The 21908-nt window shown below is 53.0% G+C and carries 25 protein-coding genes; 8 read left to right on the top strand and 17 right to left on the bottom strand.

What is annotated here, in order from left to right; translation table 11 throughout:
• Positions 1–2: 2 nt before the first annotated feature.
• Positions 3–173, top strand: coding sequence for a hypothetical protein (locus BMZ14_RS14965; protein ID WP_177186887.1), 171 nt, complete (start codon positions 3–5; stop codon positions 171–173).
• A 103-nt stretch (positions 174–276) separates the two neighbouring features.
• Here the strand turns inward: BMZ14_RS14965 and BMZ14_RS01505 are convergent, their stop codons facing one another.
• Together BMZ14_RS01505 and BMZ14_RS01500 are read right to left on the bottom strand one after the other, a co-directional pair.
• Positions 277–1044, bottom strand: coding sequence for an MBL fold metallo-hydrolase (locus BMZ14_RS01505; protein ID WP_074793878.1), 768 nt, complete (start codon positions 1042–1044; stop codon positions 277–279).
• A 168-nt stretch (positions 1045–1212) separates the two neighbouring features.
• Positions 1213–3468: a GGDEF/EAL domain-containing response regulator gene (locus BMZ14_RS01500; RefSeq protein WP_074793876.1), complete on the bottom strand. Its 2256-nt coding sequence runs from the start codon at positions 3466–3468 to the stop codon at positions 1213–1215.
• A 586-nt stretch (positions 3469–4054) separates the two neighbouring features.
• Here BMZ14_RS01500 and BMZ14_RS01495 point away from each other — a divergent pair.
• Complete coding sequence (locus BMZ14_RS01495) at positions 4055–4447, top strand: phage holin family protein (protein WP_256208305.1); 393 nt, start codon at positions 4055–4057, stop codon at positions 4445–4447.
• A gap of 89 nt (positions 4448–4536) precedes the next feature.
• Here BMZ14_RS01495 and bioD read toward each other — a convergent pair whose 3' ends face one another.
• The 5 genes from bioD to bioB all read right to left on the bottom strand — a co-directional run bounded on the left by bioD (position 4537) and on the right by bioB (position 9302).
• Positions 4537–5196, bottom strand: a complete 660-nt coding sequence (gene bioD / locus BMZ14_RS01490) for a dethiobiotin synthase (RefSeq protein WP_074793872.1) — start codon at positions 5194–5196, stop codon at positions 4537–4539.
• Between the two features lie 35 nt (positions 5197–5231).
• The gene (gene bioC, locus BMZ14_RS01485; RefSeq protein ID WP_074793870.1) at positions 5232–6122 is read right to left on the bottom strand and encodes a malonyl-ACP O-methyltransferase BioC; all 891 of its coding nucleotides are present in this window, start codon (positions 6120–6122) and stop codon (positions 5232–5234) included.
• Positions 6119–6955, bottom strand: a complete 837-nt coding sequence (locus tag BMZ14_RS01480) for an alpha/beta fold hydrolase (protein WP_074793868.1) — start codon at positions 6953–6955, stop codon at positions 6119–6121. Before BMZ14_RS01480 ends, bioC begins: the two co-directional genes overlap by 4 nt.
• Before the next feature lie 49 nt (positions 6956–7004).
• Positions 7005–8186 (bottom strand): 8-amino-7-oxononanoate synthase, encoded by a 1182-nt coding sequence (bioF, locus tag BMZ14_RS01475; protein WP_083396573.1) that lies wholly within the window; start codon positions 8184–8186, stop codon positions 7005–7007.
• A 72-nt stretch (positions 8187–8258) separates the two neighbouring features.
• Positions 8259–9302, bottom strand: a complete 1044-nt coding sequence (gene bioB / locus BMZ14_RS01470) for a biotin synthase BioB (protein WP_074793866.1) — start codon at positions 9300–9302, stop codon at positions 8259–8261.
• Positions 9303–9485: 183 nt separating this feature from the next.
• On the opposite strand from bioB, the gene BMZ14_RS01465 reads away from it, so the two are divergent.
• Entirely contained in the window at positions 9486–10178 is a 693-nt protein-coding gene (locus BMZ14_RS01465; RefSeq protein ID WP_256208302.1) for a ComF family protein, read from the top strand.
• 25 nt (positions 10179–10203) lie between these two features.
• Positions 10204–10668, top strand: coding sequence for a tRNA (uridine(34)/cytosine(34)/5-carboxymethylaminomethyluridine(34)-2'-O)-methyltransferase TrmL (trmL, locus tag BMZ14_RS01460; RefSeq protein WP_074793862.1), 465 nt, complete (start codon positions 10204–10206; stop codon positions 10666–10668).
• Positions 10669–10702: 34 nt separating this feature from the next.
• On the opposite strand, the gene BMZ14_RS01455 is transcribed toward trmL, so the two are convergent.
• From BMZ14_RS01455 to BMZ14_RS01435, 5 genes are all read right to left on the bottom strand, one after another.
• The gene (locus BMZ14_RS01455; RefSeq protein ID WP_074793860.1) at positions 10703–11704 is read right to left on the bottom strand and encodes an NAD(P)H-dependent glycerol-3-phosphate dehydrogenase; all 1002 of its coding nucleotides are present in this window, start codon (positions 11702–11704) and stop codon (positions 10703–10705) included.
• Positions 11701–12165: an SH3 domain-containing protein gene (locus BMZ14_RS01450; RefSeq protein ID WP_256208300.1), complete on the bottom strand. Its 465-nt coding sequence runs from the start codon at positions 12163–12165 to the stop codon at positions 11701–11703. Before BMZ14_RS01450 ends, BMZ14_RS01455 begins: the two co-directional genes overlap by 4 nt.
• A 23-nt stretch (positions 12166–12188) precedes the next feature.
• Positions 12189–12686: a protein-export chaperone SecB gene (secB, locus tag BMZ14_RS01445; RefSeq protein WP_371265515.1), complete on the bottom strand. Its 498-nt coding sequence runs from the start codon at positions 12684–12686 to the stop codon at positions 12189–12191.
• Between the two features lie 220 nt (positions 12687–12906).
• The gene (gene grxC / locus BMZ14_RS01440; RefSeq protein WP_074793856.1) at positions 12907–13164 is read right to left on the bottom strand and encodes a glutaredoxin 3; all 258 of its coding nucleotides are present in this window, start codon (positions 13162–13164) and stop codon (positions 12907–12909) included.
• Positions 13165–13177: 13 nt separating this feature from the next.
• Positions 13178–13588: a rhodanese-like domain-containing protein gene (locus tag BMZ14_RS01435; RefSeq protein ID WP_074793854.1), complete on the bottom strand. Its 411-nt coding sequence runs from the start codon at positions 13586–13588 to the stop codon at positions 13178–13180.
• Positions 13589–13905: 317 nt separating this feature from the next.
• Here BMZ14_RS01435 and gpmA point away from each other — a divergent pair, with 317 nt between their 5' ends.
• From gpmA to BMZ14_RS01410, 4 genes are all read left to right on the top strand, one after another.
• Positions 13906–14661, top strand: coding sequence for a 2,3-diphosphoglycerate-dependent phosphoglycerate mutase (gpmA, locus tag BMZ14_RS01430; RefSeq protein ID WP_074793852.1), 756 nt, complete (start codon positions 13906–13908; stop codon positions 14659–14661).
• A gap of 132 nt (positions 14662–14793) precedes the next feature.
• The gene (locus BMZ14_RS01425) at positions 14794–16050 is read left to right on the top strand and encodes a murein hydrolase activator EnvC family protein (RefSeq protein WP_256208298.1); all 1257 of its coding nucleotides are present in this window, start codon (positions 14794–14796) and stop codon (positions 16048–16050) included.
• A gap of 39 nt (positions 16051–16089) precedes the next feature.
• Entirely contained in the window at positions 16090–17547 is a 1458-nt protein-coding gene (locus BMZ14_RS01420; protein ID WP_074793850.1) for a S41 family peptidase, read from the top strand.
• Between the two features lie 218 nt (positions 17548–17765).
• Positions 17766–18533, top strand: a complete 768-nt coding sequence (locus BMZ14_RS01410) for a HesA/MoeB/ThiF family protein (protein WP_074793846.1) — start codon at positions 17766–17768, stop codon at positions 18531–18533.
• A 283-nt stretch (positions 18534–18816) separates the two neighbouring features.
• Here BMZ14_RS01410 and BMZ14_RS14960 read toward each other — a convergent pair whose 3' ends face one another.
• The 5 genes from BMZ14_RS14960 to BMZ14_RS01390 all read right to left on the bottom strand — a co-directional run bounded on the left by BMZ14_RS14960 (position 18817) and on the right by BMZ14_RS01390 (position 21903).
• A complete protein-coding gene (locus BMZ14_RS14960; protein WP_177186886.1) occupies positions 18817–18975 on the bottom strand; it encodes a hypothetical protein in 159 nt (52 codons plus the stop codon).
• Positions 18972–19628, bottom strand: coding sequence for a YajG family lipoprotein (locus BMZ14_RS01405; RefSeq protein WP_074793844.1), 657 nt, complete (start codon positions 19626–19628; stop codon positions 18972–18974). The genes BMZ14_RS14960 and BMZ14_RS01405 overlap by 4 nt, the downstream gene beginning before the upstream one ends.
• Positions 19629–19752: 124 nt before the next feature.
• On the bottom strand, positions 19753–20364 hold the full coding sequence (slmA, locus tag BMZ14_RS01400) for a nucleoid occlusion factor SlmA (RefSeq protein WP_074793842.1): 612 nt from the start codon (positions 20362–20364) through the stop codon (positions 19753–19755).
• 201 nt (positions 20365–20565) lie between these two features.
• Positions 20566–21456, bottom strand: a complete 891-nt coding sequence (argB, locus tag BMZ14_RS01395) for an acetylglutamate kinase (protein WP_074795425.1) — start codon at positions 21454–21456, stop codon at positions 20566–20568.
• Between the two features lie 120 nt (positions 21457–21576).
• A complete protein-coding gene (locus BMZ14_RS01390; RefSeq protein ID WP_074793840.1) occupies positions 21577–21903 on the bottom strand; it encodes a P-II family nitrogen regulator in 327 nt (108 codons plus the stop codon).
• Between the last annotated feature and the right edge of the window lie 5 nt (positions 21904–21908).

Below are 21908 nucleotides of genomic sequence, written 5' to 3'. Positions count from 1 at the left end.
TAATGAAATACACACTCCTCGCGGCTGTTTTAGCGGCCATGACGATGACTGCTTGTGGCAAGCCGAATCAGGCGCTTCCCGAACAGGAAAAAGATAATTTCGCAAAAATAACTTCCGGCACACCGGCTGAGCCTGCTGCTCCGTCCGCTGAGGACGACGCCAACAAGGAATAACAAGGCAGACGCCTCCCGCCGCCTGAGCAAGGAGCCGGGAAGGACGAATAGCGGAAATGCCGCCCTCGGGATAAAGGGGCGGCTTTTTATTGTTGGCGGGGGGTCAGATCATCTGACGCCAGCCGAAACCATCGCTCTGGTCAGCAACGCCGATCCAGTCTATCCCGCAGTTTAACGCGCCGCTCAACCCAGTTTGCGCAAGCAACGGTGTATTGTTTTTCTGGCTCAAATGAGCAGCAATGATATGCTGAAGGCGACTGCAATCAAGGCTGGCAAGAAGGCTGGCCGAAGCAGAATTCTCGAGATGGCCAAAACGGCCTCCGACGCGTTGCTTGAGACTATAAGGATAATCGCTGTTTGCAAGCATTGTAGCGTCATGGTTGCATTCCAGCACAAGTGCGTGGCACTGACTCAATACCGCTTCGATATGGGGCGTCGAGCTGCCGGCATCGGTCAGTACGCCTAATCGCACTGCACCATCGCCAAATACAAACTGTGCAGGTTCCTGAGCATCATGCGGAACCGGATAGGGCTCTACCTCGATATCCTTAACGGAGAAACGCTGATAACCGTCGATGATATTCACTGCCGGCAACAGATCAAACTTCTTCCCTACGCTGCGCAAAGTTCCGTATGTCAACCAGACCGGGGTACCAAATCTTCGTGCAAATCGCGCCACGCCATCAATATGGTCGCTGTGTTCGTGAGTAACGACGATTCCATCGATCATCCCGGGTTCCAGGCCGAGCTTTGAAAGCCGAATCGTGGTTTCCTTTAATGTAAAGCCGCAATCCAGTAGTAATCTGGTATCTGCTACCTCGACCACAAGACCATTACCTTGAGAACCGCTACCTAAACAGGCAAAACGCATGCTTGAAGAAAAAGAAAAAATGTGGAGAGCGCTTGGTGCGCATGAATGAAGGCGAAGGCGTATTGTATCCGATCCTGCTTCAACAGCGGATCATTGCTCTCTAGAGGACAGCCAAGCGAATACCAGTTACTTGCTTTAACAGGTCGCCTGGCCCATAACCAGATTTTGCTAGACGATGAGAGATTGCGCCGGCTTTAGAAACCTGTTGCCGCTCAAAAGCAATTTTGCGATTTCGTGTGCAGGAAGCGGGCGCGCAAAATAATAGCCCTGAATTTCGTCGCACCCTCGTTCTCGTAGAAAATCCAGCTGTTCAACTGTTTCTACCCCCTCGGCCACGACTTTTACGTTAAGACTGTGCGCCATCTCGATGATAGCAGTCGTAATCGCGGCATCCGCTGAATTCGTTGTTATTTCCGCAATGAAAGAACGATCGATTTTAAGCACATCAATAGGAAGACGTCTCACATAAGCCAGGCTGGAGTAACCAGTACCAAAATCGTCGATCGAAATTCGAATCCCGAGTAATTTAAGCCTTTGGAGAATGCCAGCCGTTTTTTTTGCATGCGTCATCAAAGAGCTTTCCGTCATCTCCAATTCCAGTAAATCGGAGTCGATGCTGTTCTCTCGAAGCGCCCTTTCAGTCTGCAACTCAAACTCGAGCAATTCCGGGTGGACGTCATTCTCCTGGGTTGCCCGGATTATGTCCTGGTTTAGCGTGCCCTGAGAGAATTGCCGGCCCGAGACGTTGACCGATACCGGAATTTCTCCGATTCCCGAACGCCTCCACTTTGAGATTTGCTTGCATGCACTCTCGATAACCCAGGCTCCCACCTCGCTGATCAACCCGGTTTGTTCGAGAACCGATATGAATTCCAGGGGTGCGATAAGTCCATGCCCCGGGCGTCTCCATCTTATCAGGGCTTCGACTCCCGTGATTCGTCCCATGGAGAGTTCCACCTTCGGCTGGTAATATAATACGAACTCATTCAGGTCGAGTGCACGCCGCAAGGCGTTTTCCTGATCCAGCTTTTCGATCGCTCGTGCGTTCATCTCTGCGGTGAAAAAGCGATAGGTGTCCCTCCCCGCTTCTTTTGACCGGTACATAGCCGTGCCGCCATTTTGAACAAGTGCATCCGCATCAAGCGAATCGGTCGGATAAACGCTGATTCCGATGCTCGCTGTAACCGTGATCTCATGATCCAGCAGATTGAAAGGTTGCCGCAATGCTTCCCTGATCTTACTTGCAACGACCCCGGCGTCTCCGGAACCGTCGGGAGTGACGAGAATGCACCCAAACTCATCTCCGCCCAGCCGTGCAACCATATCGGTAACGCGCAGGCATTCCAGTAAACGACGACTGAACTGCCGAAGCAACTCGTCTCCGATTGCACGCCCCAGATCGTCATTTATTTTTTTGAAGTTATCAATGTCCAGAAACAGTACGGAAATGGTCCGATGATTCATTTCGGCTTGTTTGATGATCTTCTGGAGAGACTCATCAAACAGATTACGATTGGGAAGATCGGTGAGTGAGTCGTAGTGAGCAAGCTGCAGTAACCGCTGATCCGCGCCTTTTCTGTGTGTGATGTCATCCGTGATCCCCACGACCCGATGCACTCCCTTTGAGTCCTTTATCGGAAAGGTTCGGGTATGAACCCAGCGTACCGTATTGTCGGGCAGCAGCAGACGGTAATCATGATCCACGCTGCGGCGCGATAATTCACTTGCTTCCCGGATCACTCGCTGCATGTCTTCCGGATGAACCGCCGCAAAAAATTTGTCCAGTTTATCGCCGGGAGCAACGCGCCGGCCCGTCATTTTCTCCCATGCGGGGTTGATGTAGCGAAACGTCTGGTCATGAACATCCCAGACCCAGAAAACTTGAGGGAGGTTACCTGCCAGCTGATAAAACAGCTCTTCCGTTTCGCGCAGCGGTGCGGTTCGCTCGCTGAGCGTGACCTCCAGGCTCGTGATAAATTGTTGCAACTCTTTCTGCAACAACCGGATCTCCAAAACATCGCGAATGTGGGTTAATACCTCGAGTCGATCAAAAGGCTTGGAAATAAAGCCTTTTGCGCCTGCCTGCAGTGCACGTTCCTTATGCTCTGGCTGGGCCGTGATCACCAGAACCGGAAGGCAGCCGTCGGATTCAATCTTCGGTCCGGTTTTCTGTTCGATCTCGGATTCGACCAGCTTGAGTCCTTCCATCACCTGAAATCCATCCATCTTCGGCATCATCAGGTCGAGCAGGATGAGGTCGTATTCGTTAGCGCGATGAAGGTCGCAGACCTCAAGCGGATTCACGGTAGAGGTCAATGACGTGTAGCCGGCGTTGGACAGCATGCAATAAATCAGTTCGACATTAACTTTTCTGTCGTCGACGATTAAAATACTCGCATTAAGGATATCCGAAGAAATAGCCATTTAGTTTGAGTGGACTGTTTTAAAACGTTTAACGAAGGCTTATCCTTGCCCTTGATTGCGAATTCCACAGTATGGCATTTATTCACCAATGCCCCTACCACTACTGCGCATGTGTTCCCTGTGGCAACCCTCTTCACCTGCTCAGGAAAGCCGATCCCCAGCAGAGCGAGCCGCGAACGCATCATAGTCCTGTTCATGGGAAGCAACAACACTTGTTGCAACAGCATCCAAATACTGTCAAGGCTGGAACCACGGTTAGGCTCCCGTCTGCGTCCTCTAAATAAGAATAAGCAGAATTCGTGCCAATGCTGCTGAAGCCATATTTTTGGCTCTGTGCCGGTTTTTGGGGGAAGACGAGAATATCTACTGTAAAATTTCCCGATCAAGGGCACAGGTCAGTGTGACGCTCATAGGAGTTCTGGCGGACGATTTTCAGGTAGTCTTAGATATCCGCGAATAGCAAAAACAGCATGAAAAATGATAAAAGTAAAACTCGCTATGAGAACAGGCATAGGCGCCGGCTCAACAACAGCTCTTCGACACTTTTTTAACCGGATAAATCCGAGGCTGGGCAATATTGGACAATATGATGGAGTTCTTGGCACACTGGGGAATAACTGCGCTCTCGTTATGGATTGTGAGCTTCATTTTTCACGGCATTTCATTTACCAGCAAAAAATCGCTGCTTCTATCGGCTCTGCTATTAGGTTTTGCCAACGCTGTCATCAGACCGGTCATCATCATCCTGACAATTCCGCTGACGCTGATAAGTTTTGGGTTCTTTCTGCTTGTTATTAATGCCCTTATGCTGCTTCTGGTATCGACGATCGTTCCAGGATTCAAGATCTCCGGATTCTGGACAGCATTTTTTGCAAGTATTGTCATAACGCTTCTTGGCCTATTCGTAGGCCTGTTCGTATTTCAGTCGGAAGACCGCCTGCTGAATGTGCCGCCTGCACATCAGGGTGTGATGATATGAGTTCGCCGCTTATTAATTACAGCCGCCAACTCGGTGCCGTCCGCGATTCCGCACCAAGGTTAACGGGATGGATCTGGAAAATCCCTGTCTTATCCCGCAATATCCAGCAACGCCGACAATTTCCTGGCATCCGGATTTTGTTCAAACGGCAGCACACCCAGCAAGGGGCAGGCCAAGCGCTGCTCCAATGCAAGCACATTCTCGTCCAGGGCCAACATTTGCGGATCAATGCAGTTCGCCACCCACCCCGCCAGCGGTAGTCCGGTTGCCCGCACAGTCCGGGCGGTCAGCAACGCATGATTTAGACAGCCAAGCTGCATCCCCACTACCAGGATAACGGGCAGCCCTAATGCCTTTGCCATGTCGGCGCTGTCCTGATGGTCATTTAACGGCACGAGAAAACCGCCCACCCCTTCAACAATCATCACATCCGCAATTTGTTGCAATTGGAGACAGGCCTGGCGGATGACGTTGATATCGATGTTGATGTCTGTCCGGCCTGCCGCGATATGCGGCGCGATCGGCGGGATCAATGCATAAGGATTTACCAGCTCTTGCGGGGCAGCCATCGTGCTCGCCACCGTGAGCAATTCGACATCCTGCCATTTCCCATTCTCGCAACCCGCCGCAACCGGCTTCATTCCCACGGTAGTCTTGCCGGAAGCGCTGAAGGCATGAAGCAAAGCGCAACTGACCAGGGTCTTGCCCACGCCTGTGCCGGTACCGGTGACGAAATAACCTGGTTTCATGGATTATGGATCATGGATTGTGAAACGAAAACCGCTTATATCAGGCCAAGCTGACGCCTGGTCTCCGGTGTGAGTACGTTTCCGCGCGGCTGCAGCTTCCAGGCATGGCCGTAAACCACCTCAAAAGTCGCTGGCAATTTTCCCGCTATCCGCTTGCTCTCGTAATGGCCTACCGCTTTTTGCCACGCGGCTTTTCCGGTTAAGCCGCGCCGCCTGCCCTGAGTCACATTATGAGCGCCGATAGCTTTGAGATCGCGCATCACACCGATCACGTCGTCGTAGGTCAGCGTGAAATATTCCATATCCATGACCGGTGTAGCGAAGCCGCTATGAACCAGCATGTCGCCAATATCGTGCATGTCGGTGAAGCGATTGACATGACTGTAATCATCGATATTACGGAATGCCTGGCGCAACTCTTTCAGGGTATCAGGCCCAAAAGTGCTGAACATGAACAAGCCGCCGGTGTGAAGCACTCGATGCACCTCGGCAAATGTCTTTTTTAGATCATTGCACCATTGCAGCACCAGGTTGGACCACACAAGACCCGCGCAGGAATCTTTAAACGGCAATTGTTCTATATCTCCCGCTATGTAGCTGGTCTGATTGCGGCCTTCCGTCCTGCCAAGCTTCAATAATTGTCGCCACGGCGAAGGAGACGGACGCGCCTGCAAGTGCATTGCGGGGGCGATATCGATTGCAAGCATGCGGGCGGCAGGGTAGCGCGTGAGCAGCTTGCGCGTACCGTAGCCTGTGCCGCTGCCGGCATCGAGAATGACATCTGGGAGGTGTTTGATGTAGTCGAGACGGGATAGCATACGATCGCACACCTCACGTTGCAGGATCGCCGCCTTGTCGTAATCAGGCGCTGCCCGCTCGAAAGCTGTGCGCACCTGGCGCTTGTCGATAGTATGGTCGTAGTTCACCGAGTACCCGTTCTTGAAAACCGAACCATGCCGTCTATGAATTGGCCGGGATAAGATAAAAAGGGAACATGCCCACAATTCCGCAACATGATCAGTTTCGAATTTTGCAATTGACGGTTCATCCATCTTGCCGCATCAGGATGGGTGATGACGTCGTTCTCGCCATGAAAAAGTAAAACCGGCTGGCTGATATTCTTTATTTTTTTCCGCAGATCGGCCGATAGCAGAATCTGAAGTCCTGCCGCGAGTGAGGCTTCGTCCGGGTCTCCACGTTCGAATAAGCTATCCCGCAACCAGGTCAGCTCCGACGCGGTATCACTGCCGCCGCTCACCTGCAAGGTAAGAAACCTTTGCAGGGTAGTCCGGCAATCCCGCCTCAAATTCCGTGTGAATAACTGCAAGGCCGTGGCGTCCATTCCCCACGCCCACCCAGCTTGCCCTGGCGAGTCGTGCGAGTCGTTACCGCCGTCCTTGCGTTTGACAAAGGAGGGTGTGGTGGAAATCAAGGCCACCTTGGCAATGCGTGCCGCATCTCGCAGCGCGAGTTCGATTGCGACCTGCCCGCCCAGCGACCATCCGCAAGCGATACAGTTTGCGGGCAAAATATCAGCAATCATTTCAACCGTGCGTTCCAGCATGCCAGCGTGCGAGCCGGATATGTCAGCCGTATTAAATCCCGGGCTGAATCCATGTCCGGGCAAGTCCACCAAGTGCAGGCGGAAATGCTGTGCCAACCCACTTCGAACCTCCCGCCATATACCGCTGTGCATTGCCCACCCATGCAGTAGTACAAGATCGGGACCGGCGCCGACGGATTCAATGTGAAGACTCATTGCTTATAAGCTTATGTGCATCAAGAGTGGCAAAGTAGCCTCGATCTCTTCAAGCACTGTTGTCCAGTTCTCTCAGCGCCGCTCCCAGTCGTGCCACGTCTTCCACGGTATGCGAGGCTGAGAGCGAAATCCGCAGTCGCGAACCGCCTTTCGGAACCGTTGGGGGGCGGATAGCTGGAACCAGAATTCCTCTCTGGCGCAATGCTTCGCTGAGCTGCAAGGCTTTATCATTCTCCCCTATTATCAAAGGCTGGATAGGAGTAGCCGACGGCAGCAGCTTCCAGCGCAAGGGCTGCAATTCCTGTTTGAGCACAGCAGTAATTTGCGTCAGCTTCTCGCGCCGCCACTCTTCGCGCTCGATCAACTCCAGGCTTTTCAGCAAGGCATGGGACAATAGCGGCGGAGCCGCGGTAGTATAGATATAGCTTCGTGCGTGCTGAATCAGGGTTTCGATAACTTCCGCTTGCGCAGCCACAAAAGCGCCGAATACACCCGTCGCCTTGCCGAGCGTTGCCATGTAGATTATGCGTGGCGAACAGATACCGAAATGGGGCATTACCCCCCTCCCCTGTGGCCCGAGAACGCCGAAGCCGTGCGCATCGTCGAGCATCAGCCATGCGTCGTATTTTTCGCACAACTCCGCGAGGTTGGCCACAGGCGCGATGTCCCCATCCATGCTGAACACCGCGTCGGTTATCACGAGTTTGCTTTTGGCATTTGAGGCGGCGAGTTGCCGTTCCAATACATTCAGGTCGAGGTGCGGATAACGGCTGAACTTCGCGCGGGAAATCAGTACGGCATCGTTGAGCGAGGCATGATTGAGCTTATCCGCGAATATCGCATCGCCACGGCCAGTCAGCGCCGCCACCACCCCTGCGTTGGCCATATAACCCGTGGAGAATAATAATGCCTGGGGAAGCCCGGTAAAGCTCGCCAGCGCTTCCTCTAGCGCATGATGCGCAAACGAATGCCCGGTGATAAGGTGCGAGCCGCCAGCCCCAACTCCATATAACCTGGCTCCCTCGCAGGCGGCTGCGATCAACCCGGGATGACTGGCGAGGCCGAGATAGTCGTTGCTGCAAAAAGCAAGGTATTCTCGCCCACTCACTGAAACCCGGGTGCCTTGCGCGCTTTCCAGTGTCAGACGGCGGCGGTACAGCTTTTGCCTCTCCCGGCCAAGTAGCTGTTCGCGCAAGCGCCCATGCAGGTTTTCAGTGAGATTGTCGAGCATTCCGTCGAGTAGCCCGTCAGGCGCTCACGTTGTCGGGAAAGGGAGAAGGTGAATCGATAAGAGGGTGAGCCGCTATATGGAACGGAGCCCCAGCTTGCCAAATAGTGCTTTATCCCGTTCAGCTTCCGGATTGCCTGTGGTGAGCAATTTATCGCCGTAAAAAATTGAATTGGCGCCGGCCAGAAAACATAGTGCTTGCACCGCGTCTGGCATTTCCTGTCTGCCGGCGGATAACCTTACCATCGCTTTCGGCATGGTGATGCGCGCTGCTGCAATGGTACGCACAAATTCCAGCGGATCAAGCACAGCAGTGCCATGCAGCGGCGTCCCTTCCACCTGCACCAGGTGGTTGATGGGAACGGATTCAGGATAGGGATCGAGATTGGCCAGCTGAGCGATCAGGCCGGCGCGTCCACGACGAGATTCACCCATACCCACAATACCGCCACAGCAAACGTTAATGCCGGCGCCGCGCACTTTCTCCAAGGTATCCAGCCTATCCTCGTAATTGCGGGTAGTGATGACTTCACCGTAAAATTCGGGCGCCGTATCGAGGTTGTGATTGTAATAATCCAGCCCTGCTTGCCTGAGCTGCTCCGCCTGACCCGGCTTCAACATGCCTAATGTGGTGCAGGTTTCAAGCCCCAGCGCTTTTACAGCGCTGACCATTTCCACCATTTTTTCGATATCGCGCTGCTTGGGTCCGCGCCACGCCGCTCCCATGCAAAAGCGGGATGCCCCTCGCGCCTTGGCGGCTGCCGCGGTTGTCACTACTTCCTCCAGGGACAACATATGCTGATTTTCGACGCTCGTGTGGTAGCGCGCGGCCTGGGGGCAATAACCGCAGTCTTCAGGACAGCCTCCGGTCTTTACCGAAATCAGCGTGGAAAGCTGTACCGCGTTGGCATCGTGATATTGGCGGTGAACCAACTGGGCGCGATGGATCAGGTCGCTGAACGGCAAATCCAGCAGCGCCTCTATGCGGGAAACATCCCAGCGCGGCGGTTCAGCAGCTACGCCACCAAATCCATCAACGAACTTATCAGTTAAGCCGTCGGCAGCAGCGCCAGAGTCCGTCTTCAGATCGGCAGTAGCGCCGGAAATAAACTGGCTCATATCGTCTTATAGATAATCCTGTATGTTCTGCTAAATGACCAACCGGTCGATCGTGCTGATCAGCCTGCGTTACAATCAGCCCGTGAGACGGGAGCGACCATGGGTACCGGCCGAATCTCATCTTTGGAGACAGGGCCATCATCTCCAATCACACCATTGTTGTCAATTTTTTTATGAAATATTTTGAACAATAGATTAAATATTGCGCAGTTATTGGTCGCGGAGAATTGCGTGCTCTGTGAAGCCGTCACCAGGGGCGACTTTTGCCCTGCCTGCAAGGAAAGCCTGCCCCATCTGTCACCTCACCATTGCCTTGTCTGCGCGTCACCCATGATCGAGTCCAGCATATGTGGCGCTTGCCTTGCAAATCCGCCGGCATTCGATACCTGCGTCGCTGCGGTGAATTATGCTTTTCCAATAAGCGCCCTTCTTCACTCGCTCAAATATCAAACTAATCTTGCCATGGCGTCTGTTCTGGCGGATTTGCTGACAGCCCGGATTGGTGCTGCCGCATTACCGGACTTCATCGTCCCAATGCCGTTGCATCCCGCAAGGCTACGTGAAAGGGGTTTCAATCAGGCAATCGAAATAGCCCGGCGAGTATCGAAAAACCTGGGCGTTCCTGCGCTGCCTGCCATTTGCCGCCGCGTCAAAAATACCCCTTCCCAGACTGGGCTTCCATGGAAAGAGCGCGAGAAAAATATCCGGGATGCATTCGCGTGCGAGGCCGATCTTTCTGGCAAGCGCATTGCGATACTGGATGATGTAATGACAACCGGTTCAACCCTGAACGAATTGGCAAAGGTGCTGCGCAAGTGCGGTGTTATTCATATCAGCGGATGGGTGGTGGCGAGAACGCCGTCCGGTGATTCGTAAAAGCTCTTCAAGCTCCCTGACCCGAATGCTTGACGTAATCCTGTACCAACCCGAAATCCCGCCCAACACCGGCAACATAATTCGGTTGTGTGCGAATACGGGCTCGCGACTGCATCTCGTGAGGCCGCTGGGTTTTATCCTGGAAGACAAGCAATTGCTTCGCGCCGGCCTGGATTACCATGAGTTCGCCAGCATAACCGTTCATGCAAGCTGGGCGGAATGTGCGTCGCACCTGCACGGTCGACGCGTTTTCGCAGTGTCTACAAGGGGAAAACAACGCTACGACCTGGTCGCTTACACAAGCGGAGATGCTTTTCTTTTCGGCGCGGAAAGTCGCGGGCTGCCGGCGGAGATATTGGAGAGCTTCCCGGAACCGCATCGCGTTCGCATACCGATGGTACGGGGCAGCCGCAGCCTTAATTTGTCGAATACGGTTGCAGTGGTGGTTTACGAAGCGTGGCGCCAGATCGGGTTCGAAAAAGGCATATAACGCCTTACTGCAAAAAACAGCCTGCTTTCACAGTTCAATAATTTTCTTTCTTCGGTTCGCGGTTGAGCAGCGCTTCCACCGCCAGTCTCGCCGGCACACCTTCATGTAGTATGCTGCATACAGCCTTGGTGATGGGCATCTCCACGTTCAGTTGCAGGCCGAGCCTCAACACTTCCCGCGCCGTATGGACGCCTTCAGCCGTATGCCCCAATTCCCGCAGTATGTCTGGCAGCGAGCGGCCTGCTGCAAGCCCCAGCCCCACCCTGCGGTTGCGGGACAGATCGCCTGTGCAGGTGAGTATCAGATCTCCCGCTCCAGTCAATCCAATGAAAGTTTCCATGCAAGCGCCGAGCTTCAGGCCCAATCGGGTCATTTCCGCCAAACCTCGGGTTATCAGGGCCGCCCGGGCGTTGTAGCCAAATTGCATGCCGTCGGAAATACCCGCGGCAATCGATATGACATTTTTGACCGCGCCACCTGTTTCAACGCCCACGATGTCGTTGCACGAATAAATTCTCAGCCTGGTGGTGTGCAATTGCGCGGCCACGCTACGCGCGAAGTCCTCGTCAGGAGAGGCGAGCGTCACTGCGGTGGGAAGTCCCTGCCCCACTTCGTGCGCGAAACTGGGGCCCGACAAGACCCCGTAAGGTGCTACCCCGGTGTATTCCTCTTCTGCCACCTGATGTGGCATCTTTGCCGATTGAGCCTCGAATCCCTTGCATCCCCATACTACCGGCACAGGTTTACCGCAGGCTACGATTCCGCGCAATGTGTCACGCAATCCCGAAACGGGGACGACGATCAGAGCGAGTTCCGCCTCCTCAATGGCGGCATCGAGAGCCGAGGTCAGCTGCAACGAATCGGGCAAAGGGAAATCAGGAAAATAGCGCCTGTTGATCCGCCGGGAGGCGAGCTCGGCAGCGTGGTCCGCATTTCGGGACCATAAAGTAACCTGGTGGGAAGAATTGGAATGGGTGCTGAGACTGATGGCGAGCGCGGTACCCCATGCACCCGCGCCCAGCACGGCTATTCTCATGAACCCCAGACCTGACTGGTTCTGACGTAACCCTCTTGACCGTCGCGGTGGCGTACTTTCACCCAGCCGTTCGCAGGCGGCTCAAGCATTTCCATGATGACGTTTTGCTGTGCCTGGAATATAAGCGCCGAATTTGCATTCGCGGTGTGATAAACCTCTGCCAGTGGCACGTTGACAATCACATAACGCTTTTCGCTCAAGGCCTTTTCTTCCACCCAGGCGAGCGTGCCTTCGCTATCGCGGATCTTGACCCAGCCTTCGACTTTCACCACCGCCTCTACCGGCAGATCCCGGGTCGCGGCATATAATTTGACCGCCTTGAGGGACGGCGCGTCGTACATGATTACGGCATTATCGTTTATGGAAAAAAACTCAAACGCCGCAATGGCATGTGCCGGAAACGCCAGCACCGCAATTCCCAGCACCACCAGATCCCGGCTGTGCTGAAAGATTTTCAGCAATGCGGCACATGCAAACCTCATGTTTAATGGGTCACTTTTTGTGTTTCTTCCGTCTTTTCCGGTGCGGTGGCTTTCTGCTCGGCCTGCTGCTTTCCCTGATAGTAAAGCGCTTCAAAATTCACTGGATTCAAGATTACCGCGTGAAAGCCCGCACGGGTAATAATGTCCGAAACAGCCTCCCTCAAATAGGGAAAAAGAATATTGGGGCACGCAATGCCCAACACCGGATCCATTTCAGTTTCCGGTACATGGCGAATCTGAAAAATACCCGCCTGCTGCACCTCAACCAGAAACATGGTCTTCTCCTTGGCCTTGGCAGTGACGGTTATTGTCAACAATACTTCATACATGCCTTCGTCTATGCGCTCACCCTTGGTATGCAACTGTATATTCACTTCGGGTGTTTCACGTTCCAGAAAGATCTTGGGCGCGTTGGGTATCTCCAGCGACATGTCTTTCACATAGAGCTTTTCAATGGTGAAAACCGGCTGATGCTGCTCGTTATTCATACTGGGTTCCATAAGGGATAATCCAAAAAAGGAGTAATCAAAAATGCTGGCGCCGTATAACTGTTGATATCTCAGAAATATCAATCTGGATCATTATCTCCATGTGCCCGGCAGGTGGCAAATCGGTTGTGGCATAAACAAACGCGGAACGCAACTGGGACAACTGGGACGATTATCCGATGACTGACCCCGCGCACGGGGTGCTTTCCTGTTCTTTCGCAAGCAAAAATCATCAGCTTGCCAGCAGCTTTACCAATCCATTGTTGCGATCAAGCTTCGCCAGATCGTCATAACCGCCCACATGAGTATCGCCTATGTAGATCTGCGGAACGGTCCGGCGTCCCGTTTTTTCCATCATTTCGGCACGCAGCGCAGGCTCCAGATCAATACGGATTTTTTCTATTTCCTTCACGCCCCTGGCCCGCAACATGCGTTCCGCCATTATGCAATATGGACAAAAAGCGGTGGAATACATGACTACTCTCGTCATTCGGCCCCCTTTCTTATTTCTTTACTATGGGCAAATTCGCCTGCCGCCACGTTTCGATACCCCCCGCCAGGTTATACACGTGCGCAAACCCGTGACTGCGCAGGAGTGCGCCGGCCTTGCCGGATGTATTAACGCCGCTGCGATGTATCAACAGAATCGGCTTGTCCTTGAATTTCTCAAGTTCCTGCAGGCGCTGTTCAAGCTTGTCTGCGGGGATATGCCTTGAATTGGGTAAATGACCGGCATTGTATTCACTCCCTTCGCGTACATCCAATACAACCGCGTCCTTGTAATTGATGAGCTGAACCGCCACCAGCGTATCCACCTCCTTGCCCGAAGAGCGGCGAAACAATGGCCACAACAACATACCCCCGCTCGCCAGGGCAGCCACGATCAGCATAATATTATTTTGCAAGAATGACACGTCCACGCTCCTCGATATACTTGGCCAACGATTTTATCAGAGACCGGAACATTGCGTAATTCTCCTTTCCCAGGAGAATGGCGAGTGGGTGCATTCCCATTCACCCTGCGGCATGGACCAACACCACCAACCCGCTTTATGAGAACCGTGAGGGTAGTAAAAAATTGTTTGCTTCAGTGCCGGGAAGTCCCGGGAAACATTACGGTATTCTCCTGCCTCCGCGTCATTGCGCGCTTCCGTGCTGCGGCGACGCTTAAAATACTCTAAAATACCATATCGTACGGCCAAAAATCTCATCCTTTCTATAAAGAAGAAACATGAAAAAACTCGTTCTCCTGCGGCATGGAGAAAGCACCTGGAACAAGGAAAACCGCTTTACTGGCTGGACAGATGTGGATTTAACGCCAAAAGGTTTGGAGGAGGCAAAAAACTCCGGACGCCTGTTGCGGGAAAACGGGTTTGCGTTCGATGTCGCCTACACGTCGGTATTGAAACGCGCAATACGGACCTTGTGGATCGTGCAGGACGAAATGGATCAGATGTGGATACCTGTCAATCTGACGTGGCGGTTGAATGAGCGGCACTACGGTGCGCTGCAAGGTTTGAATAAACTTGAGACCGCGCTCAAGTATGGTGAGGAGCAGGTGTTGATATGGCGGCGCAGCTACGATGTTCAACCACCCGCACTAACGCCTGAGGATGACCGGTATCCGGGATTCGATGCCCGGTATCGGGACTTGGCAAGCGAAGATATTCCGTTGACCGAGTGTCTTCAGGACACGGTGGCCAGATTCCTCCCCTATTGGAACGAAACCATTGCACCGCAGGTCAATTCAGGGAAACGTGTTCTCATTACTGCCCATGGCAATTCACTGCGTGCGCTTGTCATGTATCTTGACAATCTTTCCAGGCAGGAGGTCATGGAACTCAATATCCCTACCGGCGTTCCTCTGGTGTATGAACTGGACGACGGCATGAAACCTGTCCGTAGCTATTACCTCGGCGATCAGGCAAAGATCGAACAGGCGATGCAGGTCGTGGCGAATCAGGGGAAGATATTGCCTCAACCATGAGTTTGATACTCATTCATTGCTATCGGTACAGGTGAATGTACGATAGCGTCCATTGTACTTCGACAGTTTTCCCAAGGTAAATCCATATCGGCGCGTGTGCGTACGGTAGTGATTTCTTTCGGTATGAATCGCTTGGAAATCCCGGTTTTGACCAGTATTGATCGGTGGTGGAATATAGTTCGCAAGCTTATCCCTGCTTGCGCCCTGATACTGTCCCATTCGCCGCATTCACTTGAGGCGGCGCCCAAGGAAGCCACCCCCAAGGTGGATAAAAAAGAACTGCAACAACTGCGCAACCGGATCCAGGCTTTACAGAAAGAACTGACAGATACAGAGGAATCGAAGTCGGAAACGGCAGATGCGCTTCGCGAGTCGGAACAGGCCATCAGTGCCGCCAGCCGCAAGTTGGCAGCCCTTGCGAAAGAGCAAAACGAGGCTAACGACAAACTTGGGCAGTTGAAGGCACAATCCGTACAGGTTGCAAGGGATATTGAGGCCCAACAATCGAGATTGAGCAAGCTGCTTTACCGGCGCTATATCGACGGTGGCGGGCAAAAGGAGTACCTGAGCCTCTTGCTCAACCAGCAGGACCCCGACAAAATCGCGCGTAGCCTGCATTATTACAGCTACCTATCCCGTGCGCGCATGGACGACATAGATGCGCTCCGCGCAAATCTTCAACGGCTTGATGCGCTCACTCTCCAGAGCCGGGAAAAAACCGCGGAAATTGCTGTGATCCAGGCCAGGCAGGCCGGACACAAAAAGAACCTTGAACGGCAGAAGACCGAGCACGCCAAGCTGCTCGCGGAGATATCGCTGCAAGCTGATCAGCAGCGAAAGGAAATCGGCAAACTCAAGCGTGACGAGGATCGCCTCAGCCGGTTGGTGGACAAGATCGCCAAAATGCTGGCGCGCAAAAAGCGTGCCCCCCGGCCGGGTCCTGCCCCCCTGAACAATCAAAGAGTACCGGACGCATCGAACCACGGGAGCCCGTTCTCGTCATTGAAAGGGCGCTTGAGTTTGCCGGTGCGCGGGGAACTTGTGAACCGATTTGGCAGTCCACGTGCTGATGGAGGGATTACCTGGAAGGGCTTGTTCATCCGCTCTGCGCCCGGTGAGAGCGTCAAGGCCATTGCGGGTGGGCGCGTAGTTTTCGCCGATTGGCTGAGAGGATTCGGCAACCTGATGATTATCGATCACGGCGGTAGTTACATGAGCCTCTATGGCAATAATGAGACAGTTCATAAACAGGTGGGAGACGCTGTAAGCAGCGGGGATACGATAGCAACGGTCGGAAACAGCGGTGGCGATCCTGATTCCGGCCTATACTTTGAATTGCGCCACCAGGGTAAACCGTTTGACCCCTTGAACTGGGTCAGAATAAAATGAGCGGTGCAACAATTTGACAAATGAATGGAGAACCATTTAATGGGTGACAAGATGCGACAATTTGGCTTGGTTATTTTCGGCGTAATTGCCGGCGTGATGCTTAGCCTCAATTTTTCTGCTGTCGCCAATAAGGAAACCCCGGAAGTCGCGCATCCGCTACCGGTCGAAGAGCTCCGGGCGTTCACTGAAGTATTCGGACGAATCAAAAGCGATTACGTTGAACCGGTAGGTGACAAGAAACTGATTACGGAAGCCATCAATGGAATGTTGACGGGTCTGGATCCCCACTCTGCCTATCTCGATATGGATGCCTTCAAGGAACTGCAAATCGGTACCCAGGGCGAGTTTGGCGGGTTGGGTATTGAAGTCAGCATGGAAGATGGATTCGTTAAAGTCATTTCGCCCATAGAGGATACGCCCGCGTTTCGCGCTGGCATCAAACCTGGCGATCTGATCATCAAACTGGATGACACAGCCGTCAAGGGCCTCTCGCTTACCGATGCAATCAAGCGCATGCGCGGCAAACCTGATACCTCGATCAACCTTACCGTAATACGGAAGGGCGAGACGAAACCGCTCGTATTCACGCTGGTGCGGGCAGTCATCAAGATCCAGAGCGTCAAGTCGAAGCTGATCGAGCCAGGCTATGGCTATATACGCATCACCCAATTTCAGGAACAGACGGGCGAAAACCTGATCAAGGCCATCGAGAAATTGTTCAAGGAAAGTACAGTACCGATGAAAGGACTCGTGCTGGACCTGCGTAACGACCCCGGTGGTTTGTTGAATGGTGCTGTCGCCGTATCCGCCGCCTTTTTGCCGGCCGATTCGCTCGTGGTATATACGGATGGACGTACGGACGACGCCAAGATGAAGCTCAAGGCCAGCCCGGAATTCTACCTGCGCGATAAAAGAAATGACTATCTGAAGCGACTGCCGCCGGCAATCAAGACTGTGCCCATGATTACCCTGGTAAACGGCGGCTCGGCCTCTGCTTCGGAAATCGTTGCTGGCGCTTTGCAGGATCACAAGCGCTCCATCGTGATGGGCACGCAGACTTTCGGGAAAGGATCGGTGCAAACCATCCTGCCATTGGGAAACAATACCGCCATCAAGCTCACCACCGCGCGTTACTACACGCCTAATGGGCAATCCATTCAGGCCAAGGGTATCACGCCCGATATTCTTGATGAGTCAGCGAAAGATGAAACCGAGCGTTTGCGCGAAGCTGATCTGGACCGGCATCTGTCCAACGGAAAACCGGGAGAAGCGAAATCTGGGACGGAAGCGGTAAAGGCGGCGCCCAAGCCTGAGGCCAAGCCAATCACGCCGGAGAATGTCAAGCCGGAGAACGGTGAGGTCAAAGACAACAAAAAACAGGAGCCGCCAGCAGAATTTGGCTCCAGCGGTGACCAATTGCTGACGCAGGCCATGAATTATTTTAAAGAGGGTAAAGATAGCGCAGTCGCCAAGAGTTCGGCAAAAGTCGAGCATTGATTTCAAACTGTAGCCGGGGTTGCGGTTTGGGTGTACTCAGGGACTTGCGTATAAAAACTTACGCAAGTCCCTAACCGGGCCGGAGGCAAGTTGAATCGACACCTGTGCCCTGCTTTTTATTATTTCGCCTGTCTCCCCCAACCGCCCTTGCGCCCCTGCTGCTGGAAAAGCGGACTGGGCCGACGGTTCGCTTTCCTCAATAGCGGTTTGCTGCATCAATGAACGACGACCAGCTACTGCGCTACAGCCGTCATATTCTGCTGCCCCAAATCGGCATACAAGGACAGAAAGTGTTAACTCGCTCGCATGTACTTGTGGTTGGCGCAGGGGGATTGGGTTCGCCTGTCGCGCTATACCTCGCGGCGAGCGGGGTTGGAAAACTGACCATATGTGACAGCGATACGGTCGACCTGACCAATCTTCAACGGCAAATCGCCCACAGCACTGATCGCATCGGCACGCCCAAAACGAATTCCATGAAAAGGACGCTAGCGGAAATCAATCCGGAAGTGGATGTGATTACGCTGAACGAGCGCATGAATATGAGTGGACTACTGGAAGTGGTTGCAGACGCCGATGTAGTGGTAGATGCAAGCGACAACTTCTTCACCCGTTATGCCATCAACCGCGCATGTACCGCGCGCAGAAAGCCGCTCGTATCCGGTGCGGTGATACGCTTTGCTGGGCAAGTTGCGGTATTCGATCTCCGCAACGTCCATAGCCCCTGCTATCACTGCCTCTTTCCCGAGAATGGTGAAAATGAAGATATGCGTTGCGCGGTGATGGGCGTGTTTGCACCCTTGGTCGGTGTTATTGGTAGTGTCCAGGCAGCGGAAACGCTAAAAATCCTGCTCGATATCGGGGAAACCCTGAATGGCCGCCTGCTATTGCTTGATGGCTTGTCAATGGAATGGCGTTCCGTCAAGCTGAAAAAGGATTCCGCGTGCAAGGTTTGCGGCTCGGATGAACAGTTAGAGAACTTGTGAATCGGGAGGCTGATGCTATCTTGCAGCTAACCCGGCACCAGTCTTGGAACGGCTCAAGAGGCTCGCACGCGAACGGATCAACGGGGCTTTGGATCACCCCGCTCTATCAGATTGATCTACTCGACCTGCCCGCAGGAGAGGCAACTGGCCAAATGTTGCCCGTCTAGATCTTTAATCCTGGTATGTCCATTCCCTCCTGACGATTGTGACGCCACACCCTAATGCTAACACCGCAGCACCGAAGTGTTACAACGTGTTATGAGATACAAAAAATCAGGATACCTCATTGCGTATTTTTGTGCGTTGCTGATTTTGCAGGGGCGCTTTTCACAATCCATTCGGGACTGTTGTAACGCGATACTTCTTCCGGATTAACTACGACGTGTCGAGCACAGCCAGCTATACCAAACACAACCAGAATTAAGGTGGCGATCCGTCTCATGATTTCTCCTTGACTATTAACGCAACACGTACCAGCGGATCAATTGAACTACTCCTGCCAAGCTCCGGGTAACGATTCATAAGTGTCAAAATCGCAGACACCATGTCGTTAATGATTTTTCTTGTAGCGTCATCAACGGACGGCTGAAAATTCGAGTCCATTCCTGTAAGTGCAGAGTTTTTTCCTTTAAAGAAGAAGCTATGCTCAGCATTCAAGCCGTTAGCTGACGTCGCAATCAGTTTAATGTGGATGTCTGTTTCGGGAGAGATCGTCGTAAATCCAATGACAGGCTCAATGAAGAACTTGAGTAGAAAACCTTCTACTTTTACGCCATTCGGTTTGTCGGTTACCCCGCCTGCTTTCACCGTAAAACCCGCAGCTTTAAGTTCCTGAGCAAGTAGCTGCGCCAGCCAGACTGCTGGCTCAGAGGAACAATACACAGAGGCTGTGTCCATGTTATAACTATTCTTCTTCATCCCGCAGCGCGCCCGGATTTGACGCTCGTCGGCGAACGGAATGCTCATCACAATCTCACGCTTATCCCCGCCAGAAAGCTGCGTTGATACACTGGATGCCGGAGGATTAATAGTCATATTCGTGAAAGCGCATCCTGATAATAATGACAACCCAAGAACAGTCACCGCAATTCGCATGGCATCTCCTATATTGGAACAACATCGAACATTAAAATAAAATTGAACACATCAAAAGAAAATTGAGGCAGAGATTATTATCTTTCCTGGTCTGCTCATCCTTTGAACATCTGAAGCTGCAATTTCAATTATTCGAAGGAACAGCATGCATGAATAACTCGCTTGAAAATATCTGATTGCGCTGCGCTTCCCAATACTCCATCGGGTCGCGCTTGAAGCCGCTCTTGGCAAACTGGTGCCAGCGGCCCGCAACATAACACATCAGCATGTTCGCTTCGGCGGAAACATCCAGATCCGCCCGAATCTGCTGCTCGCTGGCCGCGAAGCGCAGTGCTTGTTTCAGGGTTGCCTCCAACCGGTCGTGCAGTTGACTGATGCGCGCTTGCAGGCGGTCATCCTCGTTTACCAGCGCGTCCCCGATCAGTACCCGCGTCATGCCCGGATTCTTCTTGGCGAAACCGAGCAATAGTGCAATGATTCCTTCAACTTGCCTGATGCCGCTTTTCTCTTCCGTCATTAATTTATTGATAAGGCTGAACAGCGTTTTTTCGATGAACTCGATCAAGCCGTCGAACATCTGAGCCTTGCTGGCGAAGTGGCGGTAGAGCGCCGCCTCGGAGACATCGAGCTTGGCAGCCAGCGCTGCCGTTGTGATTTTTCCCCCACGAGGTTCTTCCAGCATTCCCGCCAGAACTTGCAGGATTTGCTCTTTTCTTTCGCCGGGCTTGGCCGCCATGGACTCCCCACTTCGCTAATGCTCAATTATTCGGAAACTCCCGCCTTACTGACATCCGGGGCAACATCGGCTTCTGCGATGGTACGCGCAATATAATGATTGATAGTCCGGGAGGGAGGCGCGATGGGTTTCTTACACCGGCAATGCCTCCAGGGAAATCTGTGCAGACTCCTTAAAACCTGCATTGAGCAATGTCGCAGACTAAAGCTGGTTCGCCTTTATAAGCGTACCCACACCCTCATCCGTCAGCACTTCCAGCAATAGTCCATGCTCGACGCGTCCATCAATGATGTGGCAGGACTTAACACCGCTTTTCACCGCATCCAGCGCTGAACCGATTTTTGGTATCATGCCGCCCGAAATGGTGCCGTTGGCAAATAATTCATCCACCCTTTGCGTAGTCAACCCGGTCAACAGATTCCCGTCCTTGTCCAGTACGCCCCGCGTGTTGGTGAGCAGTATCAACTTCTCGGCATTCAACACCCTGGCAAGCTCTCCAGCAACCAGATCAGCATTGATGTTATACGATTCGCCATTTTTTCCCACACCAATGGGAGCGATCACCGGAATGAAATTACGTGTTTCGAGCAGTTCAATCAAAGCAGGATTTATGCTATCGATTTCCCCAACCTGGCCAAGATCGATCCATTTATCCACTGTCTCCCTGTCCTGCATAAGCATTTTTTTAGCGCGCATGAAACTGCCGTCCTTGCCGGTCAAGCCCACTGCAAGGCCACCATGCTGATTGATGAGATTGACAATTTCCTTATTGATCAGCCCCAGCACCATCTCCACCACATCCATTGTTTCCGCATCGGTTACGCGCATTCCCTGGATGAAAGCGCCCTGCTTGCCGACCCGCTTCAGCATGTCGTTGATCTGCGGACCTCCGCCATGAACGATCACGGGGTTTATACCGACGAGCTTCAGCAACACTACATCGCGGGCGAAACCCTGTTTGAGATTGTCCTCGATCATCGCATTACCACCATATTTAATGACGATGGTTTTGCCGTGAAAACGCTGGATATAAGGCAAGGCTTCAGCCAGGATTTTAGCTTTATCTTTTGCGGAGGATGGAGATAGCGACATTTTTTCTTTGATAGCTCGATTCCGGCTTTCTATGGCGAGGCTTGCCATGAAGGACCGGAAAAACGGCGATTATACTACCTACCCCGATGGCATCGCGATAGAAGTGAAGCGATGAGGGGATTAGAGCGGGCTGCCGTCCCGGATGCGGCGGGCCGTTTCAACAGGCACCGACCAGACGATGCCGTCCCCGATAAGACCGGTTTGGCATTCGCGCAGTATCACGTCGACGATCGAATCGACCATGTCATCCGCAGCAATCGTGTAAATCATTACCTTCCCCGCAAAATCGGTCAGCTCTTCCTGCAGTGTGGGGTTATTAATGAGAGCCGGCGCAGTGAAGCCTTTCACCTCAATCACAGTCAGCCCGGGAAAACCTGGAATTTTGCGCAATGCCCGGCGTAAGACGTGCAGACGATCAGGGCGGAATACAGCACGAATCTCTCTCATATTGT

Source organism: Nitrosospira briensis (assembly GCF_900115125.1).
Classification (GTDB): domain Bacteria; phylum Pseudomonadota; class Gammaproteobacteria; order Burkholderiales; family Nitrosomonadaceae; genus Nitrosospira; species Nitrosospira briensis_A.
The sequence above is the reverse complement of the archived record's forward strand: the minus strand, read 5'-3'. Positions and strand labels throughout refer to the sequence as shown.